This window comes from Dryocola baronae, from assembly GCF_051297175.1.
GTDB lineage: Bacteria > Pseudomonadota > Gammaproteobacteria > Enterobacterales > Enterobacteriaceae > Dryocola.
Genome location: NZ_JBINNY010000001.1, coordinates 3,802,414 through 3,824,287 on the forward strand (window position 1 = coordinate 3,802,414; position 21,874 = coordinate 3,824,287).

The 21,874-nt window shown below is 55.8% G+C and carries 21 protein-coding genes and 1 other annotated feature; of the genes, 9 read left to right on the plus strand and 12 right to left on the minus strand.

The window, feature by feature from the left end; translation table 11 throughout:
• Window positions 1-55: 55 nt before the first annotated feature.
• The 3 genes from recR to ACSPHG_RS18060 all read right to left on the minus strand — a co-directional run bounded on the left by recR (window position 56) and on the right by ACSPHG_RS18060 (window position 2,374).
• A complete protein-coding gene (gene recR / locus ACSPHG_RS18050) occupies window positions 56-661 on the minus strand; it encodes a recombination mediator RecR (protein ID WP_435954859.1) in 606 nt (201 codons plus the stop codon).
• 106 nt (window positions 662-767) lie between these two features.
• On the minus strand, window positions 768-1,445 hold the full coding sequence (locus ACSPHG_RS18055; protein WP_435954860.1) for an isochorismatase family protein: 678 nt from the start codon (window positions 1,443-1,445) through the stop codon (window positions 768-770).
• A gap of 59 nt (window positions 1,446-1,504) precedes the next feature.
• Window positions 1,505-2,374, minus strand: coding sequence for a pirin family protein (locus ACSPHG_RS18060; protein WP_435954861.1), 870 nt, complete (start codon window positions 2,372-2,374; stop codon window positions 1,505-1,507).
• A 103-nt stretch (window positions 2,375-2,477) separates the two neighbouring features.
• On the opposite strand from ACSPHG_RS18060, the gene ACSPHG_RS18065 reads away from it, so the two are divergent.
• Window positions 2,478-3,389 carry a LysR family transcriptional regulator gene (locus ACSPHG_RS18065; RefSeq protein WP_435954862.1) on the plus strand — a complete coding sequence of 304 codons (912 nt, stop codon included), beginning with the start codon at window positions 2,478-2,480 and terminating at the stop codon, window positions 3,387-3,389.
• A 102-nt stretch (window positions 3,390-3,491) separates the two neighbouring features.
• Here the strand turns inward: ACSPHG_RS18065 and ACSPHG_RS18070 are convergent, their stop codons facing one another.
• The 4 genes from ACSPHG_RS18070 to ACSPHG_RS18085 form a co-directional block, all read right to left on the minus strand.
• On the minus strand, window positions 3,492-3,824 hold the full coding sequence (locus ACSPHG_RS18070) for a YbaB/EbfC family nucleoid-associated protein (RefSeq protein WP_202302036.1): 333 nt from the start codon (window positions 3,822-3,824) through the stop codon (window positions 3,492-3,494).
• Window positions 3,825-3,911: 87 nt separating this feature from the next.
• Entirely contained in the window at window positions 3,912-5,834 is a 1,923-nt protein-coding gene (gene dnaX, locus ACSPHG_RS18075) for a DNA polymerase III subunit gamma/tau (RefSeq protein ID WP_435954863.1), read from the minus strand.
• Window positions 4,515-4,579, minus strand: a sequence feature (DnaX frameshifting element). Its footprint overlaps the gene before it by 65 nt.
• A gap of 149 nt (window positions 5,835-5,983) precedes the next feature.
• The gene (gene apt / locus ACSPHG_RS18080) at window positions 5,984-6,535 is read right to left on the minus strand and encodes an adenine phosphoribosyltransferase (RefSeq protein ID WP_435954864.1); all 552 of its coding nucleotides are present in this window, start codon (window positions 6,533-6,535) and stop codon (window positions 5,984-5,986) included.
• A gap of 150 nt (window positions 6,536-6,685) precedes the next feature.
• Window positions 6,686-7,063, minus strand: a complete 378-nt coding sequence (locus tag ACSPHG_RS18085) for a DUF454 family protein (protein ID WP_435954865.1) — start codon at window positions 7,061-7,063, stop codon at window positions 6,686-6,688.
• 53 nt (window positions 7,064-7,116) lie between these two features.
• On the opposite strand from ACSPHG_RS18085, the gene priC reads away from it, so the two are divergent.
• Together priC and rsmS are read left to right on the plus strand one after the other, a co-directional pair.
• Window positions 7,117-7,653 carry a primosomal replication protein PriC gene (gene priC, locus ACSPHG_RS18090; RefSeq protein WP_435954866.1) on the plus strand — a complete coding sequence of 179 codons (537 nt, stop codon included), beginning with the start codon at window positions 7,117-7,119 and terminating at the stop codon, window positions 7,651-7,653.
• A 47-nt stretch (window positions 7,654-7,700) separates the two neighbouring features.
• Entirely contained in the window at window positions 7,701-7,859 is a 159-nt protein-coding gene (gene rsmS, locus ACSPHG_RS18095) for a pleiotropic regulatory protein RsmS (RefSeq protein ID WP_435954867.1), read from the plus strand.
• Window positions 7,860-7,868: 9 nt separating this feature from the next.
• On the opposite strand, the gene mscK is transcribed toward rsmS, so the two are convergent.
• Together mscK and acrR are read right to left on the minus strand one after the other, a co-directional pair.
• Window positions 7,869-11,228, minus strand: coding sequence for a mechanosensitive channel MscK (mscK, locus tag ACSPHG_RS18100; RefSeq protein ID WP_435956057.1), 3,360 nt, complete (start codon window positions 11,226-11,228; stop codon window positions 7,869-7,871).
• Between the two features lie 129 nt (window positions 11,229-11,357).
• Window positions 11,358-12,008 carry a multidrug efflux transporter transcriptional repressor AcrR gene (acrR, locus tag ACSPHG_RS18105; protein WP_435954868.1) on the minus strand — a complete coding sequence of 217 codons (651 nt, stop codon included), beginning with the start codon at window positions 12,006-12,008 and terminating at the stop codon, window positions 11,358-11,360.
• Between the two features lie 143 nt (window positions 12,009-12,151).
• Between acrR and acrA the strand changes: the two genes are divergently transcribed.
• The 6 genes from acrA (at window position 12,152) to ACSPHG_RS18135 (ending at window position 19,127) form a co-directional block, all read left to right on the plus strand.
• On the plus strand, window positions 12,152-13,351 hold the full coding sequence (acrA, locus tag ACSPHG_RS18110) for a multidrug efflux RND transporter periplasmic adaptor subunit AcrA (RefSeq protein ID WP_435954869.1): 1,200 nt from the start codon (window positions 12,152-12,154) through the stop codon (window positions 13,349-13,351).
• Between the two features lie 22 nt (window positions 13,352-13,373).
• On the plus strand, window positions 13,374-16,523 hold the full coding sequence (gene acrB / locus ACSPHG_RS18115; RefSeq protein ID WP_435954870.1) for a multidrug efflux RND transporter permease subunit AcrB: 3,150 nt from the start codon (window positions 13,374-13,376) through the stop codon (window positions 16,521-16,523).
• 555 nt (window positions 16,524-17,078) lie between these two features.
• A complete protein-coding gene (gene tomB, locus ACSPHG_RS18120; protein ID WP_435954871.1) occupies window positions 17,079-17,453 on the plus strand; it encodes an Hha toxicity modulator TomB in 375 nt (124 codons plus the stop codon).
• A gap of 31 nt (window positions 17,454-17,484) precedes the next feature.
• Window positions 17,485-17,703 (plus strand): hemolysin expression-modulating protein Hha, encoded by a 219-nt coding sequence (gene hha / locus ACSPHG_RS18125; RefSeq protein ID WP_121265420.1) that lies wholly within the window; start codon window positions 17,485-17,487, stop codon window positions 17,701-17,703.
• Between the two features lie 266 nt (window positions 17,704-17,969).
• On the plus strand, window positions 17,970-18,521 hold the full coding sequence (gene maa / locus ACSPHG_RS18130) for a maltose O-acetyltransferase (RefSeq protein ID WP_435954872.1): 552 nt from the start codon (window positions 17,970-17,972) through the stop codon (window positions 18,519-18,521).
• 132 nt (window positions 18,522-18,653) lie between these two features.
• Window positions 18,654-19,127 (plus strand): YlaC family protein, encoded by a 474-nt coding sequence (locus ACSPHG_RS18135; protein ID WP_435954873.1) that lies wholly within the window; start codon window positions 18,654-18,656, stop codon window positions 19,125-19,127.
• A 76-nt stretch (window positions 19,128-19,203) separates the two neighbouring features.
• On the opposite strand, the gene ykgO is transcribed toward ACSPHG_RS18135, so the two are convergent.
• From ykgO to ACSPHG_RS18150, 3 genes are all read right to left on the minus strand, one after another.
• The gene (gene ykgO, locus ACSPHG_RS18140; protein ID WP_435954874.1) at window positions 19,204-19,344 is read right to left on the minus strand and encodes a type B 50S ribosomal protein L36; all 141 of its coding nucleotides are present in this window, start codon (window positions 19,342-19,344) and stop codon (window positions 19,204-19,206) included.
• Between the two features lie 3 nt (window positions 19,345-19,347).
• On the minus strand, window positions 19,348-19,605 hold the full coding sequence (locus tag ACSPHG_RS18145; RefSeq protein WP_435954875.1) for a type B 50S ribosomal protein L31: 258 nt from the start codon (window positions 19,603-19,605) through the stop codon (window positions 19,348-19,350).
• A 123-nt stretch (window positions 19,606-19,728) separates the two neighbouring features.
• The gene (locus ACSPHG_RS18150) at window positions 19,729-21,630 is read right to left on the minus strand and encodes a methyl-accepting chemotaxis protein (protein ID WP_435954876.1); all 1,902 of its coding nucleotides are present in this window, start codon (window positions 21,628-21,630) and stop codon (window positions 19,729-19,731) included.
• Window positions 21,631-21,874: the final 244 nt, after the last annotated feature.

The window sequence follows — 21,874 nt, forward strand, 5'->3', positions numbered from 1 at the left end:
TGGGGATAGCGGGAGGGGTTTTCAAGCGGGGAGATGAACATCTCCCCGTGAGTGATTAGAAATTAATCTTGTGGCGTCCTGCCAGGGAATGCGACAGCGTGGTGCCGTCGACCATCTCTAATTCGCCGCCGACCGGCACGCCGTGGGCGATGCGGCTGGCGTCTACGCCGTACTGCCCGCAAAGTTCAGCGATGTAGTTAGCCGTCGCCTCACCTTCCACCGTCGGGTTGGTGGCGAGGATAATCTCTTTGATGGATTCGCTGGATAAGCGCTCTTCCAGGCGGCCAAGGCCGATGTCGTCCGGCCCGATGCCGTCTAGCGGCGAAAGGTGGCCCATCAGCACGAAGTAGCGCCCGGAGAACTGCCCGGTGGCTTCGATGGCGTGGATATCCGCCGGGGTTTCCACCACGCAAATCTGGCCGTTTTCCTGGCGGCGCGGGTTGGCGCAGATGGCGCACACTTCCTGTTCGGTAAAGGTGCGGCAGTCCGCACAGTGGCCGATTTCAGACATGGCGCGGGTCAGCGCCTGGGCAAGACGCATGCCGCCGCTGCGGTCACGCTGTAAAAGGGCAAAAGCCATACGCTGGGCGGACTTAGGGCCGACTCCCGGCAGGCAGCGCAGGGATTCCATAAGGGCGGTAAGTAAAGGACTGGTTTGCATCGCTCAGGCTTCTAAAAAAACAGTGGGGCATAGCCTAACATTAGCGCCAGCGGCGGGCATAGAAAAAGATATCCCCCCTGCGCGATGCCTCGCACAAGGGGAATTTTTAGGCGCGCTGCGAGTCCAGCTTCTCCTGGTTTGTCACCACGTCTTGTGCCTTCTGGTAGCTTTCGCTCAGCAGGCCGTATTCGGTGAAGACGCTGCCCCACAGCTCGGCCCATTCCATCGCGTCGTCGCGATTCCAGGTCTGCTGGATTTCTGCGGTCACGGCGGCGGTATCAAGCGGCACGACGCCCGCCTGAACGACGCGTGCCAGGGTAACTTCCTGGGCCATTTTCGAGTAGGTGCCGGACGCATCGATGACGGCAAACACTTTATATCCTTCGGCCGCGGCGCTGATGGCCGGGAAGGCCATGCACACGCTGGTCACCGTACCGGCAATTATCAGCGTTTTGCGCCCCGTCGCTTTCACCGCCGCCACGAAATCAGGGTTATCCCATGCGTTGATTTCGCCCTTGCGTGGGATGTACTGGGCGTGGGGAGCAAAGGTGTGGATTTCAGGGATCAGCGGCCCATTTGGCCCCTGCGGCACGGAAGCGGTGGTGATCACCGGGATTTTCGCCAGCGTGGCGATTTTAGCCAGCACGGTGGCGTGGGCGCGTAAAGTGGTCATCGGCATGTCGTGAACCAGCTGGAACAGGCCGCTCTGGTGATCGATAAGTAGCAACACCGCGTCGCTGACGTCAATCATCGGTTTTTGTCCGTTAAAATTTGCAGGTGTCATATTTTTCGTCCTCTTTAGGGGTGAAAATTAACGGCTACCGGCGCGGTAGCCGCTAACGCTTACTCTGTCGTTTGGCCAAAGCGGCCCTGGTTGAAGTCGTCGATGGCTTCTTTAATTTCTTCGCGGGTGTTCATCACAAACGGCCCGTAGCCGACCACCGGCTCGTTCAGCGGTTCGCCGCTAAGCACCAGTACGGCGGCCTCGTTGTTGGCTTCGATGACGACGTTTTCGCCCTTCGCATCCAGCACCACCAGCTGCGCTTCACGCGCCACTTCCTGACCGTTAACCTCTACCGTGCCTTTGAGCACCACCAGCGCGGTGTTCCAGCCGTCGGGCAGATTCAGGTTCGTCACGCTATGCGCGTTCAGCTTCAGGTCGAGAATGCGCATCGGCGAGAAGGTTTTTGCCGGGCCTTTGTGGCCGTCCATTTCCCCGGCGATAACCCGTGCCGTCCCTGCGTTTTCAGGCAATTCCACCACCGGAATGCTGGCATCGGTAATCGACTGGTAGCCAGGCGGCGTTGATTTATCTTTGGCGGGCAGATTCACCCACAGCTGAACCATTTCCAGCGTGCCGCCCTTCTCGCTAAAGGCCGGCGAATGAAACTCTTCGTGCAGGATGCCGCTGCCCGCCGTCATCCACTGCACGTCGCCCGGGCCTATCACCCCGCCGCTGCCGGTGGAGTCGCGGTGGGCCACTTCGCCTTTATAGACGATGGTGACCGTCTCAAACCCGCGATGCGGATGCTGGTCAACGCCGCGCTGGCCTTTGTTGCTCGGCTTAAACTCCGCCGGGCCCGCGTAGTCGAGCAGCAGGAACGGGCTGAGCTGGCTGGCGAACGTCGAGTAAGAAAACAGCGAGCGGACCGGGAATCCATCGCCCACCCAGTGGGAGGCCGGTGCCGAGTAAACGCCAAGAATTGATTTCATCGTTATCTCCATTGAGTGTCGATTGCTATGGGATAAAGCTTACCCACAAGACGCTGCGTCCGGTAGACTGACAAAATGAACTCAGCGTTCCATTAACAGGACAATGCAGATGCAGGATCTCAACGATTTGTGGTATTTCGTGCAGGTGGTGGATAACGGCGGTTTCTCCCCCGCTAGCCGCGCGATTGGCATTCCCAAATCTCGCCTTAGCCGCCGTATCGCGCTGCTGGAAGAGCGGCTGGAAACGCGGCTTATCCAGCGCTCCACGCGCAGCTTTACCGTGACGGAAGCCGGGCAGATTTTTTATCGCCACTGTAAGGCAATGATGATTGAGGCGGAGGCGGCCCAGGAGGCCATTGATTCGCTGCGGGCCGAGCCGCGCGGGCTGATACGCCTCACCTGCCCAATTACGCTGCTGCACGTGCATATCGGCGGGATGCTGGCGCGGTTTATGGCGCTGTATCCGCAGGTGACGGTGCAGCTTGAGGAAACCAATCGCCAGGTGGACGTGCTCAATGAAAACGTGGATATCGCGATACGCGTGCGCCCGCTGCCGCTGGACGATAGCGATCTTGTGATGCGCAAGTTTGCCGACCGCAGTATGTGCCTGGTCGCAAGCCCGGCGCTGGTGGCGTGGTTTTCCCAGCCCGAGTCCCCTGGGGATATCCAGCACTGGCCAAGCCTCGCGTTGTCAAAACCGCAGCAGGTCTACCGCTGGTGCCTGTATGGCCCGGATAATCAGGAAGTGGTTCTGCACCATAAGCCCCGGTTTATCACCACCGACATGATTGCCTTGCGCAGCGCGGCAATCGCGGGCGTGGGGATCGTCCAGCTGCCGATGCTGATGCTAAAAGATCAGATAGCCTCCGGTGAGCTGATGCATTTGTTGCCGGACTGGCGCACCCGCCGCGAGATAATCCACGCGGTTTTTCCATCGCGGCGCGGGCAGCTTCCGGCCGTCAGGGCCTTGATTGATTTTCTTGCGGAGTGTTACGGGACGTTTGAGGAGGAGTGATACGGTTTCAGGAAATTAAGTCGGGTGGCGCATACGCTTACCCGACCTACAGCGTAGCCAATTCGTAGGGCGGATTAGCGCAAGCGCCATCCGCCGAACGCATTAGAATGGCATTTTAAAGCCCGGTGGCAGCTGCATGCCGCTGGACACGCCGGCCATTTTCTCTTTCTGCGCTTCGCCGATACGACGAGCCGCATCGTTGAAGGCCGCGGCAACCAGGTCTTCAACCATCTCTTTGTCGTCTTCCATCAGGCTTGGGTCGATTTCCACACGGCGGCAGTTGTGCGCGCCGTTAATGGTGACTTTGACCAAGCCCGCGCCAGATTCGCCAGTGACTTCCATCTGCGCGATCTCTTCCTGCGCCTGGGCCATTTTTTCCTGCATCTGCTGGGCTTGCTTCATCAGGTTACCCAGACCACCGCCTTTTCCAAACATAATCTTCTCTCTTTCGCTCGGGCCGCCGACGCGCACAATACGGTTAGCGGCTATCAGGGTTTACAACAAGCCGGTCAAACCGGTCTGTCAAATAGGGCGAATACTGTCTTCATCGAGATCCGCGTCAAAGAATCGACGCAGGGTCTGGATGTTGTTATCAGTACTCATTGATTCTCGTGCCTGCGCCAGCTTCTCTTCATAGATGGCCTGACGCCATTCCAGCGGCGTACGTTGCGCCTGATTATCATCTTCAATAATAGTCAGTTCAACGGTTTCACCGCAGAAGGTACTCATTGCGTCCGTCAAAGCCTTAAGCGCCGCCGGGGAATTCAGGTGGCGCTGGCTGGAGCGCAGGTGCAGACAAACCCGGTTGCCGTCCTGCTCTTTCCAGGCGTTCAGCGCCAGCTGCTGCACAAGCTTCGGCAGCACCAGCTGATTGATTTCAGCCGCCCAGGCATCACGCTCGATCGCTTCCAGGGCAAGCTTCTGGGCAAGCTCCGGCGTTTTTTCGTGTTCCAGAGCGCGCTTCAGGGCTTTTGGCGTCGCCACCGGCTCTATCACCACTTCGGTCACGTTTTGTGACTTCCAGCGATAGGCTTCGGGCTTTGCCTCGGGCTTTTCTTCAGCGGCCGCCGACGCGCGGCTTTGTACCCGCTCGGTGACCGATGCCAGACGCTCCAGTGCGGTGTTCTTTGCCGGCCGCGCTAGATTTGGCGCTGCCGGCTCACTCTTTTTTGCTTTGTTGGCTCCCTGCTGGCGCATCAGCTGTGTGCGCGCCTGCAGCACCTGGCTTGTGGTGTCCGGCAACGGGGTTTCGCTTATGCCCGGGGGCGGCGGAACCTGCTGTCGCGGCGGAGGTGAACCTGGGTTGATCACCGGAATGCTCGCCGTCTGACGCGGCCGCTCCGGCTCCGGCATCGGCTTGCGCGGGTGGAACGCCAGCGCGCGCAGCAGGGTCATTTCGATCCCCATGCGGCGGTCAGGCGCCCAGGAAAGCTCTTTGCGGCCGATGAGCAGCGTCTGGTAATAAAGCTGAACGTCGCCCGGCGGTACGGTGCGGGCAAGCTCGCGTATCCGCTGTTCAATAGCCGCCATATCGCTGCCCAACGCGGACGGAGACAGCTGAACCATCGCCACGCGGTGCAGCAGGCTGAGCATTTCGACCAGCAGCGCCTCCCACTCGACGCCACGCGCGGCGGCATCGTTTAGCAGCGCCATTACACGCTCGCCGTCAGCGCCAACCATCGCTTCAATGAGCGACAGCGCCTGATCGTCGTCGAGCGTGCCGAGCATGGCGCTCACCGACGCGGTGGTCACCTGCCCGTCGCCGCTGGCAATAGCCTGATCGGTGAGGCTTAACGCATCGCGCAGGCTGCCGTCAGCGGCGCGAGCCAGCAGCTGTAACGCACGCGGCTCGCTGGTGATTTTTTCTTCCCCGAGCACGTGCTCCAGCTGATGGCGGATTTGTTCGACGTCCAGCGCTTTCAGGTGGAACTGCAGGCAGCGGGAAAGAATGGTGACCGGCAGCTTCTGCGGATCGGTCGTGGCCAGCAGGAATTTAACGTGCGCAGGCGGCTCTTCCAGCGTTTTCAACAGCGCGTTGAAGCTGTGGCGGGAGAGCATGTGCACTTCATCGATGAGATAAACTTTGAAGCGGCCGCGCGCCGGGGCGTACTGGACGTTATCCAGCAGGTCGCGGGTATCTTCTACCTTGGTGCGCGAAGCGGCATCGATTTCAATCAGGTCGACAAAGCGGCCCTGTTCGATTTCACGGCAGTTATCGCACACGCCGCACGGGGTGGCGGTGATGCCGGTTTCACAATTCAGCCCTTTCGCCAGCAGGCGGGCAATGGAGGTTTTCCCCACGCCGCGCGTTCCGGAAAAGAGATAAGCGTGGTGGATTCGGCCCAGCGACAAACCATTAGCCAGCGCGGTCAGCACGTGTTGCTGGCCGACAACATCAGCAAAAGTTTGTGGGCGCCATTTGCGGGCTAAGACCTGGTAGCTCATTCTCAGATAGGCTTCTTGATCGCGGGAAAGGTGAATTTGGGGGTAATGCTAACATAAGCCTCACCCGATGGGCGAGGCTTCTGTGATGCGGGACCTGGGGCCGTTGGGTGGACAGGCGAATGCGCCATCCACAGGCTTTAGTCTAAAACTCAGTGGCCCGGGAAAGGCACGAGGCAGTAGCTTTTCACGCCCATTTTTTCAAGGCGCTGTTCGCCACCGATATCAAACAGATTGATGATAAAGGCCGCGTCGGTCACTTCCCCACCCAGGCGACGGATAAGCTTCACGGTCGCTTCGATGGTGCCGCCGGTCGCCAGCAGATCGTCTACTACCAGCACGTTGTCGCCGGGTTGAATGGCATCAACGTGGATTTCTAACTGATCGGTGCCGTATTCCAGCTCATAGCTCTCGGCGATGGTTTCGCGCGGCAGTTTGCCCGGCTTACGTACCGGTACAAAGCCAACGCCCAGCGCCAGCGCAACCGGTGCGCCGAACAGGAAACCACGTGCTTCGGTACCTACCACTTTTGTCACGCCGGTGTCTTTAAAGCGCGCTACCAGCAGCTCGATACTGGTGGCGTAGGCTTTCGGATCTTCCAGCAAGCTGGTAACGTCACGAAACAGGATCCCCGGTTTTGGGTAATCAGGGATGCTTTTGATGCTATTTTTCAGATACTCAAGCTGCTGCGCAGTCGCGGTCATAAGTTAATGCCTGCTAAAAACATGAAACTCACAGAGCGCGTTGCAGGTTCAGGTTGAACCGCTGTTTATCAATTAACCAGCCGCCCCCGTGCTCGAAAACGGTCGAATTTACTGGCTGCGGCCAACATTTGCAACCATCGCCCGCGCCCTTCACTCTTTTTGTTGCTTTTCGTCAATCACCGGCATGCGCCACATAAAGATCAGCAGGGCGCACATCATCATGATTAAGAGTAGCCGCACCCACAGGATGTTGACCAGATAGAGTGAAACGGCGAACGTAATCACGATAAAAATCATTGCCCTGGGTTTGGCGCCCGGCGGCATTGCCCGGTACTTTTGCCAGTGCCGCAGGTAGCCGCCAAACCAGGAGCGATAAAGCAGCCAGTGGTGAAAGCGAGGGCTGGAGCGCGCAAAGCACCAGGCCGCCAGCAGTAAAAATGGCGTCGTGGGCAACAGCGGTAGCACCACGCCGAGCGTCGCAAGGACTACCGCCAGCCAACCGATGATGATTAAAATAGTCCGTTGCATACCCAACCCTGAAATAATCTGGCGCGAAGGCGCTGCCACCGGAGAGTTATTTTGTGAAAACCGCTTCGCTCTTACAAGCCCTTGATGCACGCGTCGCGGAACTGGCGGCAGCCATTGAACCGCTCTCTTTGCAGCGCGCCTCGCAGGCACGTTTCGATAAAAAGCTGTTTACCACCCACAGCACCCAGCTTAAAGACTACCTGGCCGAGGCGCAGGCCAATCTCGCTCAGCTTCAGCTTAGCGTGAAAACCGGTAAAACGGAGCAGGTTGCCTTTGTGGCCGAAAAGCTGGTCGCGCAGATTGCCGCGCTGCAACGTGAGCTGGCGACGTGGAAGATGCGCGCGAACGAGCCGCAAAAGCCCGCGCCGGAAAACCTTTACGAGAAGCTTTCCACGCACCAGGACTACGAACGTCGCCTGCTGTCGATGATTAGCGATCGTGAAAGCAGGCTCGCCACGCAAACCACGCTTGCTGCCCAGCAGCAGCTTCAGCGCGAGATAGCAGCCCAGGAAGGCCGCCTGCAGCGCTGCCGCCAGGCTATCGCCCGCATCGAACGCGCCATCGAACGCCGGGAGCGTGGACTGGGTTAACTATACTGATTACCCTGTCCCAAATTCCTCCATAACGGATGCCCTAAATGTCGCTTGAAAACGCCCCGGATGAGGTCAAACTGGCCGTCGATTTGATTATGCTTTTAGAAGAGCACGCGCTGCCCACGGCGACCGTGCTTAGCGCGCTGGAAATAGTGCGGCAGGATTTTCTGCGCAAGCAGCGGGAAGAAGACCCTTCCCGCTAGCCTGCTTCTTTAGACAGGAGCGGCGTCCGGCCCGCCGCGCTGGACGTTTTCACGCTTCACTTCCGTAAACTCATCGCCCTTTTCATTGCGCAGATGCACTTCCAACTGGTTAAACGCGATATTGATATTATTTTCGCGGCAAAGCCGGTCTATGGAGCGGTTTAGCTCGTCTACCGTGTAGCTGCGGTCGCGAAGTTCGCGCACGTAAAGGCGCAGCTCGTGGTCCAGCGTGCTCGCGCCGAAGGTGGTGAAGAACACGGTTGGCTCCGGATCGTGCATCACTTTCGGGTGCTCATGCGCCGCTTTGAGCAGGATCTCGCGCACCTTTTCCAGATCCGACCCGTAGGCCACGCCCAGGCGGATCACCACGCGGGTAATGGTGTCCGACAGCGACCAGTTGATCAGCCGCTCGGTAACAAACGCCTTGTTCGGGATGATCACCTCTTTGCGATCGAAGTCGGTGATGGTGGTCGCGCGAATGCGGATCTTGCTGACGCTGCCCGAGAAGGTGCCGATGGTGACGGTGTCGCCGATGCGCACCGGGCGTTCGAAGAGGATGATCAGGCCCGAAACAAAGTTCCCGAAGATCTCCTGTAAGCCAAAGCCAAGGCCGACCGACAGCGCCGCCGCGAGCCACTGTAGCTTGTCCCACGACACGCCGAGCGAGCCGAAGACGGTCATCGCGCCTATCACGATAATCGCGTAGTTCATGATGGTGGTGATGGCGTACGAAGCGCCCTGCCGCATCTTGAGGCGCGACAGAACCAGCACCTCAAGCAGGCCGGGCAGGTTGCGGATCAGCGCCCAGGCGACCATAAAAGCGACCACCGCGAAGAGCAGGCTGCCCATGGTGACGTTTTTCACCACCGCGGCCCCTGCTTCGCTGCCGTTGTAATGCCAGAGCACGATGCTGTCGAGATAGGCAAAAACGGTAATTAAATCAGACCAGATGGCGTAGAACACCACGCCAAACAGCGCAAACATCAGCAGCATGGTCAGACGCATGGTTTGCTGGTTTATCTGGTCGAGCGCCAGCGGCGGCTCTTCGACCGGCTCGGAACCTTCGGCTCCCTCTTTCACCAGGTTTTGACGCCTTGCCAACGCACGGCGATAGGCAATACGACGGGCCGCAACGCTTAGCCCACGGATCACGGTTTGGTGCAGCAGGTTCCAGATAATGACCAGATAAACCGTGTCGATCCAGCGGTTCGCCAGGCGCAGCGTGGTGTAGAAATAGCCGGTCACCGTCAGCACCAGCAGGGCAACCGGTACCAGCGAAAGGACGGTTACGGTGACCAGCCGCAACGTGTGCGATTCTTTGTCGCGCCAGTTGTCGCGGCACATGGGGATTGCCAGAGCGGCGATCAGCAGCAGGTTGAGGAAGATAATAAACTGGCCGAGCACGTCGTCCATCAGGTGCAGCGGCGAATGCTCGCCCACCACCGACCAGTAAAGCAGCGGCAGCAGCGCAAGGCTGATGCGGACGATCTGGCGACGGTAGTGACGGGTCAGCTGTTCGGACATGTTGAAATGCGTCACCGCCATGCCTTTTGGCGACAGCACGCGCCACGTCAGCCCAAACACCAGCCAGAACAGCGCCAGCTCTTTCGCGAAGCTCCACAGCAGTTCGCTGACGCTGGTTTGCATAAACAGCGCCACCAGTCCGACCGCCAGAATAGCAAGCGTAAGCGGCAGTATCTTGATGAGGTTGAGGAGGATCGCTTTTGGCGTGTTGAGCTGGCTGTCGTTGCGCAGCTGGCCGACGTCGCCCGCAAGCTCCGCCAGCTTTTTATCCACCCATTTAAACCGCCAGCGGATAAGGCCGGCAATCAGCAGCAGCGGCAGCGCGGTAAACAGCGACACGAATAGCGCATCGAGCACTTTGCGCCAGGTGAAGTCGATCTTCATGCTTTTGATTTGGTCATGCAGCGCGCCGGGGAAGGATTTCACCCACTCCCAGTTCATCGGTTTGTTGCTGTTGACCCAGAAGATTTGCTGGGTGAGCATTTTTTGCAGATTGCTGCTAACGCTGACCAGCTGCTGCTGGTTTATCTGCAGGTTGATGGCCATCATCAGCTGGTTGCCAAGCTGCTTGTTGAGCTGGTCGAGCAGCTCGCGGCGCATATCCACGACCTGCAGCAGGGCGTCGTGAACGTCGTCGTTAACTTCGGCTTTGTGGCCTTCTTCGATTTTATCGACGAACGCGTCGCTCTGGAAAAGGGTGTCGCGCTGCTGGTTGACGTCGAACTGCTCAAGGCGCAGATCCGCGATGCGGTTGGTCATGTCCTCCAGCTCGTCCGCAGACGGCAGGGTTTGCTGCTGCTGATACAAAATACGCGACAGCAGCAGGCTGCCTTTGAGCACCGAGATTTGCTCTTTGAGGTTGCTTTCGGACTGGAGCGCGCGGTCGAGCCAGTTCTTGACGCGAATGTTGCGCTGCACCAGCTCATTGCCGCTTTGGGTGGCGTCAATCAGGCGCTGGCTAAGCTGATGGTTGACCTCCAGCTCCTGGCGAACCAGCGGATTATTTTGAATGCTGCTGGCTTCGTCCGGCGTGACGGCTTCCTGCGCGGTTTTTTCCGTCAGCGTCAGGCGCTTGCTGTTTACCGCTTCCTGCAGCAGCTGCAGGGAATGTTCGAGCTGGTTGATGTGCGCGGTGGTGTAATCGCGCTGCTTTTGCAGGGTATCCTGCAGGACGGTGTTGCCTTCCAGGCTTTTGCGCTGCTGCTCGAGCTGCGCGTTCAGCAACGCCTGCTGCACCAGCAGCAGATTTTGCTGGCTTGGCCGCAGCGCCGCCTCGCCTGGCGAGGTGCCGTTCAGGCGGTTGCGGATTTGCTGTAGCTGCTGCGAGGCGTTGTACATCGCGTTCTGTACGCGTTCGGGCTGCGTCTGGAGCGATACAAGTTGGCTGTTGAAGGTCGAGAGATCGGTTTGCGCCGCCTGCAGATCGTCCAGCACGGAGGTGACTCGCGTTTCAAGCTGGCGCAAAGAGAGCGCGGTTAACGTCTGGCGCGTGGTGGCGTCGTCGTTGTCGGTACCGATCGAGTTCAGGGCATCCGTCGCCTGGCGAAGCTTGTCGGGCGCCTGCGCCACCTGGGTTTTTAACGCCGCGGTTTCCTGCTTGATGCGGACAATTTTATCCAGCGTTTCGAGGGTTTCCGTCAGATCCTGCTGCACCAGCTTTTCGTCCGGCGTCAGCACCTTTTGTTTGTTCAGGGCATCAAGCTGGCTTTGCACGTCCGCGCGGGAGGGAATATCCGTGCCGGTTTGCGCCTGCGCCACGGACAGCGGCAGCAGCGAGCTAAAAAATAAAAAGAAAAACAGGATTGCTGCGGAAAACGGGGTCCGCGATGGGAAAGTTTGCTGCATAGTCATGTGTGCAAATTTACTGGGCGTGAGCCAAGCCAGCCGACAGGGAGAGCACGCAGAATAGCACGCCTTCAGCGGGCCGAATAGCGGACGCTGCAGGGCGAAATCTCAAATCCTTATGCGCGGCGTTTAGCCCGAAACGGCGGCGTTATTGCGCATCGTTGGACAGAACTGGAAAGCTTCCAATAAAACAGCAACATGGTCTTTTGCCTGGCCATATAAATCAAAGCTGTCCGGGGCCACCAGCCAGTTTTCGATAAGCCCGGTAATATAGCTGCGCAGCATAATAACCGCGTGGGAGATCCGCAGGTTTCCGGGTAGAGAACCCGCGTCGACACAGCGCTGGAGGCTCATCTCAATGCGTTCGTTGCCTTCCATGTACAAAACGCGTCTTGCCTGCTGCAAAACCGCCATTTCGCCAACGAACTCACATTTGTGAAAAATGATTTCCGTCATTAAGCGACGTCTTTCTTCTGTAACCGTTGCCTGAAGTATGTAAATAAGCAACTCTCTCACAACTGAGAGTGGATCGTCGGGATATTTTGCCCGATACTCAGTCTCTAGATCCCCAATACTGGATTCGGTTAGCTCCCAGATTTCATTAAATAAATCCGACTTATTTTTGAAATGCCAATAGATTGCACCACGGGTGACCCCAGCCGCTTTGGCAATGTCTGCCAGCGACGTAGCGGAAACGCCCTGTTGTGAAAACAAGCGAATAGCCACATCGAGGATGTGCTGCCGGGTTTCAAGCGCTTGTTGTTTGGTTTTTCGTGCCATATGTCGGTGAATTTACTGGAGTCAGATTTACATACATTTGTGAATGTATGTACCATAGCACGACGATAATATAAACGCAGCAATGGGTTTGTGGACAAATGATCCATTGAACAACTTTGAAATCGGACACTCGAGGTTTACATATGAACAAAAACAGAGGGTTTACGCCTCTGGCGGCCGTTCTGATGCTTTCAGGCAGCTTAGCGCTTACAGGATGTAACGATAAAGAGACCCAGCAGAGTGCGCCGCATGCCCCTGAAGTGGGTGTAGTGACGCTCAAAAGCGCGCCTTTACAGATCACAACAGAGCTTCCTGGCCGTACTAGTGCTTACCGCATTGCAGAAGTTCGCCCACAGGTTAGCGGTATCATCCTGAAGCGTAACTTTGAAGAGGGAAGCGAAATAAAAGCGGGTGTCTCGCTTTATCAAATCGATCCTGCAACCTATCAGGCTGCTTACGACAGCGCTAAAGGCGACCTCGCCAAAGCGCAGGCAAGCGCCAATATCGCTCAAGTAACGTTGAAGCGTTACCAGAAACTTCTGGGAACTAAGTACATTAGTCAACAAGACTACGATACCGCGCTTGCCGATTCCCAACAGGCAAACGCTGCCGTGACCGCTGCGAAAGCCGCAGTTGAAACGGCTCGTATCAACCTGGCCTACACCAAAGTCACCTCCCCTATCAGCGGTCGTATTGGCAAATCTTCCGTAACCGAGGGCGCACTGGTCACCAGCGGCCAAACTAACGCGCTGGCAACCGTGCAGCAGCTTGACCCGATCTATGTCGACGTGACCCAGTCCAGCAATGATTTCCTGCGTCTGAAACAGGAATTAGCGGACGGCAAACTGAAGCAGGAAAACGGCAAGGCCAAAGTGAAGCTCATGACCTCTGACGGCATCAGCTATTCACAAGAAGGTTCACTGGAGTTCTCTGAAGTCACCGTCGATCAGACCACCGGCTCCATCACGCTGCGTGCCATCTTCCCGAACCCGGACAAAACCCTGCTGCCAGGCATGTTTGTTCGCGCTCAGCTTGAAGAAGGGACAAACCCTGATGCGCTGCTGGTTCCACAGCAGGGTGTGACCCGTACCCCGCGTGGCGATGCTTCCGCGATGGTGGTTGGCAAAGACGACAAGGTTGAAGTTCGTGAGCTGAAAACTTCACAGGCTATCGGCGACAAATGGCTGGTGACCGAAGGGCTGAAGAATGGCGATCGCGTTATTGTAACCGGTTTGCAAAAAGTGAAACCCGGTGTTCAGGTAAAAGCGCAGGAAGTGGCGGCGGAAAATAACGCCCAACAGCAACAAGCCGCAGGCGCTCAGTCCGAACAAACGAAGTCTTAACTTAAACAGGAGCCGTTAAGACATGGCTAAGTTTTTTATCGATCGCCCCATTTTTGCCTGGGTAATCGCCATCATTATTATGTTGGCGGGGGGGCTTGCGATCATGAAATTGCCAATCGCGCAGTATCCAACTATTGCGCCACCGGCAATCACGATCTCTGCAACCTATCCTGGTGCAGATGCGAAGACGGTACAGGATACCGTTACACAGGTTATCGAACAGAATATGAACGGTATCGATGGCCTGCTGTATATGTCCTCAACCAGTGATTCTTCTGGTACCGTTCAGATAACCATTACCTTTGACTCCGGCACAGACGCCGACATCGCGCAGGTGCAGGTTCAGAACAAACTGCAGCTCGCAATGCCGCTTCTGCCGCAGGAAGTTCAGCAACAGGGTGTTAGCGTTGAGAAGTCTTCCAGTAGCTTCCTGATGGTACTCGGTATGATCAATACCGACGGTTCCATGACTCAGGAAGATATTGCCGACTACGTTGGCGCGACCATCAAAGACCCGATCAGCCGTACCAACGGCGTAGGTGACGTGCAGCTGTTCGGTGCGCAGTACGCGATGCGTATCTGGATGGATCCGAACAAACTCAACAACTTCCAGCTCACGCCGGTTGATGTCATTGCCGCTATCAAAGCGCAGAACGCCCAGGTAGCAGCAGGTCAGTTAGGCGGCACGCCTCCGGTTAAAGGCCAGCAGCTTAACGCCTCTATCATTGCCCAGACCCGTCTGAAATCCGCCGATGAGTTCAGCAAAATTCTGCTGAAAGTGAATCAGGATGGCTCACGCGTTCTGCTCAAAGATGTGGCAAAAGTTGAGCTTGGCGGTGAAAACTACGACGTTATCGCTCGCTATAACGGCCAGCCTGCGTCTGGTTTAGGGATTAAACTGGCAACGGGTGCTAACGCCCTGGATACGGCGGAAGCGGTTCGCGCGACGGTTGAAAAACTGCAGCCTTACTTCCCTGCCGGTCTGAAAGTGGTTTATCCGTACGACACGACACCGTTCGTTAAAATCTCCATCAACGAAGTGGTGAAAACCCTCGTTGAAGCGATCGTGCTGGTGTTCCTGGTTATGTATCTGTTCCTGCAAAACTTCCGCGCAACGTTAATCCCAACGATTGCGGTGCCGGTAGTTCTGTTAGGTACGTTCGCCATCCTTGCCATCTTTGGCTATTCGATAAACACCCTGACGATGTTCGGTATGGTGTTGGCGATAGGCCTGTTGGTTGATGACGCCATCGTAGTGGTGGAAAACGTCGAGCGTGTGATGGTGGAAGAAGGTCTGCCACCGAAAGAAGCCACGCGCAAATCGATGGAACAGATTCAGGGCGCGCTGGTCGGTATCGCCATGGTGCTGTCGGCGGTATTTATCCCGATGGCCTTCTTCGGTGGTTCAACCGGTGCTATCTACCGTCAGTTCTCCATCACCATCGTATCCGCAATGGTGCTGTCAGTACTGGTAGCGATGATCCTGACCCCGGCACTTTGCGCCACCATGCTCAAGCCGGTACCTAAAGGTCACCACGCCGAGAAGAAAGGCTTCTTCGGCTGGTTCAACAACATGTTCGAGAAGAGCACGCACCACTACACCGACAGCGTAGGCAACATTCTGCGCAGCACCGGTCGTTATCTGCTGCTCTATCTGCTGATTGTTGTCGGTATGGCGCTGCTGTTCGTTCGTCTGCCAAGTTCATTCTTGCCGGATGAGGACCAGGGCGTATTCCTGACCATGGCACAGCTTCCGGCGGGTGCAACCCAGGAACGTACTCAGAAAGTGCTCAATGAAGTCAGCGATTACTATCTGAAAAACGAAAAGGCCAACGTTAACTCCGTGTTTACGGTTAACGGCTTCGGCTTCTCGGGTCGTGGGCAGAACACCGGTCTGGCGTTCGTCTCCCTGAAAGACTGGGGTGACCGTCCGGGCGAAGAAAACAAGGTTCCGGCAATTGCAGGTCGTGCAAGCGCCCACTTCGCTCAGATTAAAGATGCGATGGTATTTGCGTTCAACCTGCCGGCGATCGTCGAGCTGGGTACCGCAACCGGCTTCGACTTCCAGCTGATTGACCAGGCAAACCTTGGCCATGACAAACTGACCCAGGCACGTAACCAGCTGTTCGGTGAAATCGCTAAACATCCAGACCTGTTAGTGGGCGTGCGTCCAAACGGCCTGGAAGATACGCCGCAGTTCAAAGTTGATATCGACCAGGAAAAAGCGCAGGCGCTGGGGGTATCCATTTCGGATATCAACACGACGCTGGGTGCCGCCTGGGGTGGTAGCTACGTCAACGACTTCATTGACCGTGGACGTGTTAAAAAGGTTTACGTGATGGCCGACGCGCCGTTCCGTATGCTTCCACAGGATATTAATGAGTGGTACGTCCGTGGTTCTGAAGGGCAGATGGTTCCATTCTCCTCCTTCTCCACCGCGCACTGGGAATATGGCTCGCCGCGTCTGGAACGCTACAACGGTCTTCCTTCAATGGAAATCCTCGGACAGGCAGCGCCTGGCAAGAGTACCGGTGAAGCGATGAACATGATGGAAGAGCTGGCAAGCAAGCTGCCTACGGGTATTGGCTATGACTGGACGGGCATGTCCTACCAGGAACGCCTCTCCGGTAACCAGGCCCCTGCTCTGTATGCCATCTCGTTAATCGTGGTGTTCCTGTGTCTGGCAGCGCTGTACGAGAGCTGGTCGATTCCGTTCTCGGTCATGCTGGTTGTTCCACTTGGGGTATTCGGTGCGCTGCTGGCCGCCACCTTCCGTGGTTTAACCAACGACGTGTACTTCCAGGTAGGCCTGCTGACAACCATTGGGCTGTCGGCGAAGAACGCGATACTTATCGTTGAATTCGCCAAAGACCTGATGGAAAAAGAAGGCAAAGGCCTGATTGAAGCGACGCTCGAAGCCGTACGTATGCGTCTGCGTCCAATCCTGATGACGTCACTGGCGTTTATCCTCGGGGTAATGCCACTGGTTATCAGCTCAGGTGCAGGCTCCGGCGCACAGAACGCCGTAGGTACTGGCGTAATGGGCGGGATGATTACAGCGACCGTGCTGGCAATCTTCTTCGTGCCGGTGTTCTTTGTGGTGGTTCGCCGCCGCTTCAGCCGCAAGACTGAAGACATTGAGCATACGCATCCGGTAGAGCATCACCAGTAACTCGCTCATGAGTTCCTAAAAGGCCGCGCAAGCGGCCTTTTTTATGCCTATTAACCTTATAGGAGATATGCCAATATATAAGCATTGCTGGGCTATACTCTGCCGATTGATTTCAAAATGTTGCTGAATGCTTTATTTCTAACATAAAAATATTAAGAGACTTTAATCTTAAATTTTCTTTTGCGGAGTTTTAAATCCGGGACCATACTTATTAATTAAGATAATTCTTAAGCAGCAATCTGGTTGGATTAAATTTAACAATTGCGGATACCCCCCCTTAACTCCATGATATTGGGCCAGGTTAACGCCTGCATTAAGACTATCCGCATCGTTGAAAAAGCCTAAATTCATACAGAAGTATTAACAGACAGCGCGTTAGCCAGACGAATAGCCTATGAATTGTAATTTTTAGTAATAGCGCGAGGAAATCTTTTGCAGATTGATTTATAGTTAAGGCATATGGAATAATCGTTGTAAATGATCTCACCTCCTCAAGGTGTGTCCACCCCGGCGCGTTATGTTTATCATTTTTTCACCGATAAAAGGGGATGCATTATGGACGAATACTCACCAAAACGGCATGATATAGCGCAGCTTAAATTTCTCTGCGAAAACCTGTATCATGATTGCCTGACCACCCTTGGTGAGAGCAATCATGGGTGGGTCAACGATCCTACATCAGCCATTAACTTACAGTTAAATGAATTGATTGAACACATTGCTGCCTTTGCGCTTAATTACAAGATTAAGTATGACGACGAAAGCAAATTGATTGAACAAATAGACGAATACCTGGATGACACCTTCATGCTTTTCAGCAACTACGGCATCAATGCGCAGGAGCTGCAGAAATGGCGTAAGTCGGGGAATCGGTTGTTCCGGTGTTTCGTCAGTGAGAGCCGCGCTAACCCGGTCAGCCTCTCTTTTTAAAAAAACTATTACAAACACTTAAGGTGAATTTATGACAACTAAACCCTTAACGAAGACCGATTATTTGATGCGTCTGCGACGTTGCCAAACAATTGATACGTTAGAACGCGTAATTGAAAAGAATAAATATGAATTATCTGACAATGAACTGGCGGTATTTTATTCAGCAGCCGATCATCGTCTTGCCGAACTCACAATGAATAAGCTTTACGATAAGATACCACCTTCAGTATGGAAATTTATTCGCTAATACCCCAATCCCTTATTGTTTACTTTTAGTACGCTGGCCCGGTTCTTCTGGTTGCCATGTTCAGGCGAAGCGACCCCTACGTTTGGTTGTTTCACTTCGTCCACATGGCCAACATTCTTTCGGTAGCCACCCTCTTTCGTTTTTCTGGAACTCGGCCCAGGCCGCAAAATGTGATCTCATACACAGAGAGGGAACGTTCCCAATCACGGCGGCGTATTTTCGTTTACGGTATTAGCTTCCTTCTCCAGAACAAACTGAGTGCCACTATGAGTGAAGAAAAACGTAAGATGATTGCAGGCGAGCTGTATCGCCCCGGCGACGAACAGCTGCATGATGACCGCGTAAAAGCCCGACATCTGGTGCATCGCTATAACCATACCGCGCCGGATGAAAAAGCCGTGCGTCAGGAACTGCTCTCACAGCTGCTTGGCAGCAGCAACGGTGCCTATATCGAACCGTCCTTCCGCTGCGATTACGGCTATAACATTTATCTCGGCAATAACTTCTACGCCAACTTCGACTGCGTGATCCTTGACGTCTGCGAAGTCCACATTGGCGACAACTGCATGCTCGCCCCTGGCGTACACATCTATACCGCAACCCATCCGCTGGACGCCCAGACGCGCAACAGCGGCGTTGAGTTCGGCAAACCGGTCACGATTGGGCACAACGTGTGGATTGGCGGACGTGCGGTGATTAACCCAGGCGTGAATATTGGCGATAACGTGGTGATAGGCTCTGGCGCTGTGGTAACAAAAGATATTCCGGCCAACAGCGTGGTCGCCGGTAACCCCGCGCGAATTATCAAAACGCTGTAAGCGCGAGGCGGCGCGGTTAACTGTTATGGTTAATTTTGACTAATCTGTTACTTTTTTGCCGGGTGGCGGCTTCTTAAAATAGGGGCGTCACCTTTGTGACATTTGTCGCTACCAGAAATCAGAAGGCTCCCCATGACCGAAATCCAGCGCCTGCTTAACGATACGATTGAACAACTGAACGTCGCCGAGAAGCGAGATAATCGCCCGCGCTTTAGCATCAGCTTTATTCGTAAACATCCTGGCCTGTTTATCGGCATGTGGGTGGGCTGGTTCGCCACGCTAATCGTCATGATGCAGTCCGAAACCCTGGCAGGCTCGGTGTGGCTGCTGGTGGTGCTGTTTGCCCTGCTGAACGGGTTCTTCTTTTTCGACGTTAACCCCCGCTACCGCTACAGCGATATCGACGTGCTCGATCTACGGGTTTGCTACAACGGCGAATGGTACAACACGCGTCACGTCCCGCCGACGCTGATAGAAAATATCCTGCAATCCCCGCGCGTGGACGAAGAGCAAAAATCGCTGCTGCACAAAATGATTGGCCGCAAAGGCGAGCTGTCGTTTTACGATGTGTTTTCGCTGTCTCGCGAGACGGCTAAGTCGTCGTAAGCGGATCCCTCCGCCGTGAAACAGGTGGGTTGGGGTGAGGTTCCCGGAGGAACGCCTCGCCCCGAATATCTCAGATTTACCTTTTCTTCTTCCTGCCCTGCACCGCTTTAAACCGCGGGTTGCTTTTGCAAATCACATACACCCTTCCCTTGCGCTTCACAATCTGACAGTCCGGGTGGCGGCTCTTCGCGCTACGAAGCGAACTCAATACCTTCATCTTTTATGCCTCCTTGCCAAAGAAACGGCCAAAGCGCTGCTGGAAGCGCGCCGGGCTGCCTTCTTTATCAAAGGTTCTCTGCTTGCCGGTGTAGTAAGCATGCGAAGCGGAGGACACTTCGATAGTGATATACGGGTAAGTTTGACCTTCAAGCTCAATCTCACGATCGGTCTTAATCGTCGAACCGACTTTAAAGTATTCGTTCGCGCTGGTGTCGTGGAACACCACGGTGCGGTAATGAGGATGAATATCGCGTTTCATTGGCCTTGTCTCGATATGTTATAACATAACAATACGGTAAAAGATGATCGCTAAAAATGCAAGCCTGTTTATTCGCGGGAGGGAAAATAAAGGGTCGGGCGCACCGCAGCGCGCCCGAAAAGATTACAGCCTGAAGCTTGCGACCACGCGCTCAAGCTGCTGAGTTTGCTCAGACATGGAAAGCGACGCGGAGGACACCTGCTGCACCAGCGTGGCGTTCTGCTGGGTCGTATTATCAAGCTGGTTAATCGCGAGGTTCACCTGCTCAATGCCGGTACTCTGCTCGCGGCTTGAGGACATAATCTCCCCCATCAGCGTCGTCACGTTGCGCACGCCCTGCATCAGCTCGTCCATGGTGCTGCCCGCCTGGGTCACCAGATCCGTGCCGAGGTTAACGTTGCTGACCGACGTTTCAATCAGCGACTTAATCTCCCGCGCCGACTGTGCTGAACGCTGCGCCAGGTTGCGAACTTCCGCCGCGACGACCGCAAACCCGCGCCCCTGCTCACCCGCTCGCGCCGCCTCTACCGCCGCGTTCAGCGCCAGAATGTTGGTCTGGAAAGCAATGCTGTCGATAACCCCGATGATATCCACCACCTTGCCGGACGAATTTTGAATCGCGTTCATGGTGGTCACCACCTGCTTCACCACCTCGCCGCCCTTCATCGCAACCCCGGAAGCCTCGTGCGCCAGCTCGTTGGCGTGGGCCGCGTTGTCCGCATTCTGGCGAACCGTGCTGGTCAGCTCCTCCATGGACGCCGCCGTCTGCTCGATGGAGCTGGCCTGCTCCTCGGTTCGCGCCGACAAATCCTGATTCCCGGCGGCAATCTGGTGCGAAGCCGAAGTAATCGCACGCGCGCTGTCCCCAACCTGCCGCAGCATGGTTTGCAGATGGGCAATCACGTCGTTAAAGCTGCCGATAATGGCGTTAAATTCCGGGCTGCTGCTCGGCTCAAGGCGCTGCGTCAGGTCGGCACCGCCGGCGGACAGGCGGCTAATGTTGTGGTTCAGGTCGGCCAGGCGGCGCATAAAGCTGCGGATAAACAGCACCAGCACGCCGAGCAGCAGCAGCGCCATCGGTATCTGCACCATGCTCAGGCGCATCATGATGGTATCGGTCTGTTTGGTCAGCAGCGCGGTCGGCAAATCGACGGCGATAATCCACGGGCTGCCCTTGATCGCCTGCAGCATCACGGTGTGCGAGGTGCCGTCGTTATCGTATTCCTGTTCGCGATCCTGTTTGGCGTCATAGCCCGGCAGGATCTCCTGCACGGCCTTCGCCATCGGCAAATCGCCCATATCAGCAAGATTCTTCAGGCTCGCCGCCTTGCCGATTTGATCCGCGTTGCCAACGATCTTGCCGTCGGCTTCGATAATCAGCACCTTACCGCCGATCCCCTCGCCCATCTGCTGGGCAAGCTGGTTAAAGAAGCCCAGCGTCACGTCGATGGTCGCAACACCCCACGGCTGGCCGTCCTTGCTGATAGCCATCGCGCAGTTGGTGCGCGGCTGCGGGCTGGCATCATCCTGATAGGCGTTTGCCCACGCGCACTGCCCCGCAGGCGCTGCGAGGCCAGATTTATACCAAACCTGCTCGTAATAGTTCGGTGCCGCATCCGAGTTCCAGTAGGTGTTTTCCTCAAGACTGCCGCTGGCGTTGCGCGCGAAGAAAGTGCTGAACTTACTGCGCCCGGCCTCGCGCTTTTCCGGCAGCGGCCAGATACCGCCGCCAAACACGTTCACATCCTGATACTGGTCGACAAGCGCGGGCAGCAGGCGGTTGATGTCGTCGCTTTGCATCGTGGCAACCGACTGGGTGATGCTGCGCATTTGCGCCTGCACGCGGTTCATCTGCTCGACGATATTCACCGCCACGTTCCCCACCTCATAGCGAATCAGCTGCGTTTCATTGCGCTTGATTTGCGGCGTAACGAAATAGTGGATCACAAGCGTGGTGATAAGCGTCAGCAACGCGAAGAAAAGGCATAAAGAAACGATAAAGCGGGACTGTGTTGATCTAAACATGGCGGTGGCACCTGGTTTTCAAAGCGAAGCGCTTGCTGTTGTCTACGGCCCGCCGTCGTCAAACTTGAACGGAGAATATATTTAAGCCCCGGTTAAATATTTCCCTTTGAAATTAATTTCCTGTGAAATCCAGAACATAACAAATCCCCCTGAAACACTTTGACATACTTTCCCCGTTAGCCACTTCCCGGCAATGCTTAGACCCCCGCCCGGCCATAACTTAGAAGATAACAATATTGGGCGG

What these genes read in the sequence shown, in the direction of transcription:
- recR (WP_435954859.1), bottom strand. Translation starts at nt 661, where the DNA reads ATGCAAACCAGTCCTTTACTTACCGCCCTTATGGAATCCCTGCGCTGC.
- ACSPHG_RS18055 (WP_435954860.1), bottom strand. Translation starts at nt 1,445, where the DNA reads ATGACACCTGCAAATTTTAACGGACAAAAACCGATGATTGACGTCAGC.
- ACSPHG_RS18060 (WP_435954861.1), bottom strand. Translation starts at nt 2,374, where the DNA reads ATGAAATCAATTCTTGGCGTTTACTCGGCACCGGCCTCCCACTGGGTG.
- ACSPHG_RS18065 (WP_435954862.1), top strand. Translation starts at nt 2,478, where the DNA reads ATGCAGATGCAGGATCTCAACGATTTGTGGTATTTCGTGCAGGTGGTG.
- ACSPHG_RS18070 (WP_202302036.1), bottom strand. Translation starts at nt 3,824, where the DNA reads ATGTTTGGAAAAGGCGGTGGTCTGGGTAACCTGATGAAGCAAGCCCAG.
- dnaX (WP_435954863.1), bottom strand. Translation starts at nt 5,834, where the DNA reads ATGAGCTACCAGGTCTTAGCCCGCAAATGGCGCCCACAAACTTTTGCT.
- apt (WP_435954864.1), bottom strand. Translation starts at nt 6,535, where the DNA reads ATGACCGCGACTGCGCAGCAGCTTGAGTATCTGAAAAATAGCATCAAA.
- ACSPHG_RS18085 (WP_435954865.1), bottom strand. Translation starts at nt 7,063, where the DNA reads ATGCAACGGACTATTTTAATCATCATCGGTTGGCTGGCGGTAGTCCTT.
- rsmS (WP_435954867.1), top strand. Translation starts at nt 7,701, where the DNA reads ATGTCGCTTGAAAACGCCCCGGATGAGGTCAAACTGGCCGTCGATTTG.
- mscK (WP_435956057.1), bottom strand. Translation starts at nt 11,228, where the DNA reads ATGCAGCAAACTTTCCCATCGCGGACCCCGTTTTCCGCAGCAATCCTG.
- acrR (WP_435954868.1), bottom strand. Translation starts at nt 12,008, where the DNA reads ATGGCACGAAAAACCAAACAACAAGCGCTTGAAACCCGGCAGCACATC.
- acrA (WP_435954869.1), top strand. Translation starts at nt 12,152, where the DNA reads ATGAACAAAAACAGAGGGTTTACGCCTCTGGCGGCCGTTCTGATGCTT.
- acrB (WP_435954870.1), top strand. Translation starts at nt 13,374, where the DNA reads ATGGCTAAGTTTTTTATCGATCGCCCCATTTTTGCCTGGGTAATCGCC.
- tomB (WP_435954871.1), top strand. Translation starts at nt 17,079, where the DNA reads ATGGACGAATACTCACCAAAACGGCATGATATAGCGCAGCTTAAATTT.
- hha (WP_121265420.1), top strand. Translation starts at nt 17,485, where the DNA reads ATGACAACTAAACCCTTAACGAAGACCGATTATTTGATGCGTCTGCGA.
- maa (WP_435954872.1), top strand. Translation starts at nt 17,970, where the DNA reads ATGAGTGAAGAAAAACGTAAGATGATTGCAGGCGAGCTGTATCGCCCC.
- ACSPHG_RS18135 (WP_435954873.1), top strand. Translation starts at nt 18,654, where the DNA reads ATGACCGAAATCCAGCGCCTGCTTAACGATACGATTGAACAACTGAAC.
- ykgO (WP_435954874.1), bottom strand. Translation starts at nt 19,344, where the DNA reads ATGAAGGTATTGAGTTCGCTTCGTAGCGCGAAGAGCCGCCACCCGGAC.
- ACSPHG_RS18145 (WP_435954875.1), bottom strand. Translation starts at nt 19,605, where the DNA reads ATGAAACGCGATATTCATCCTCATTACCGCACCGTGGTGTTCCACGAC.
- ACSPHG_RS18150 (WP_435954876.1), bottom strand. Translation starts at nt 21,630, where the DNA reads ATGTTTAGATCAACACAGTCCCGCTTTATCGTTTCTTTATGCCTTTTC.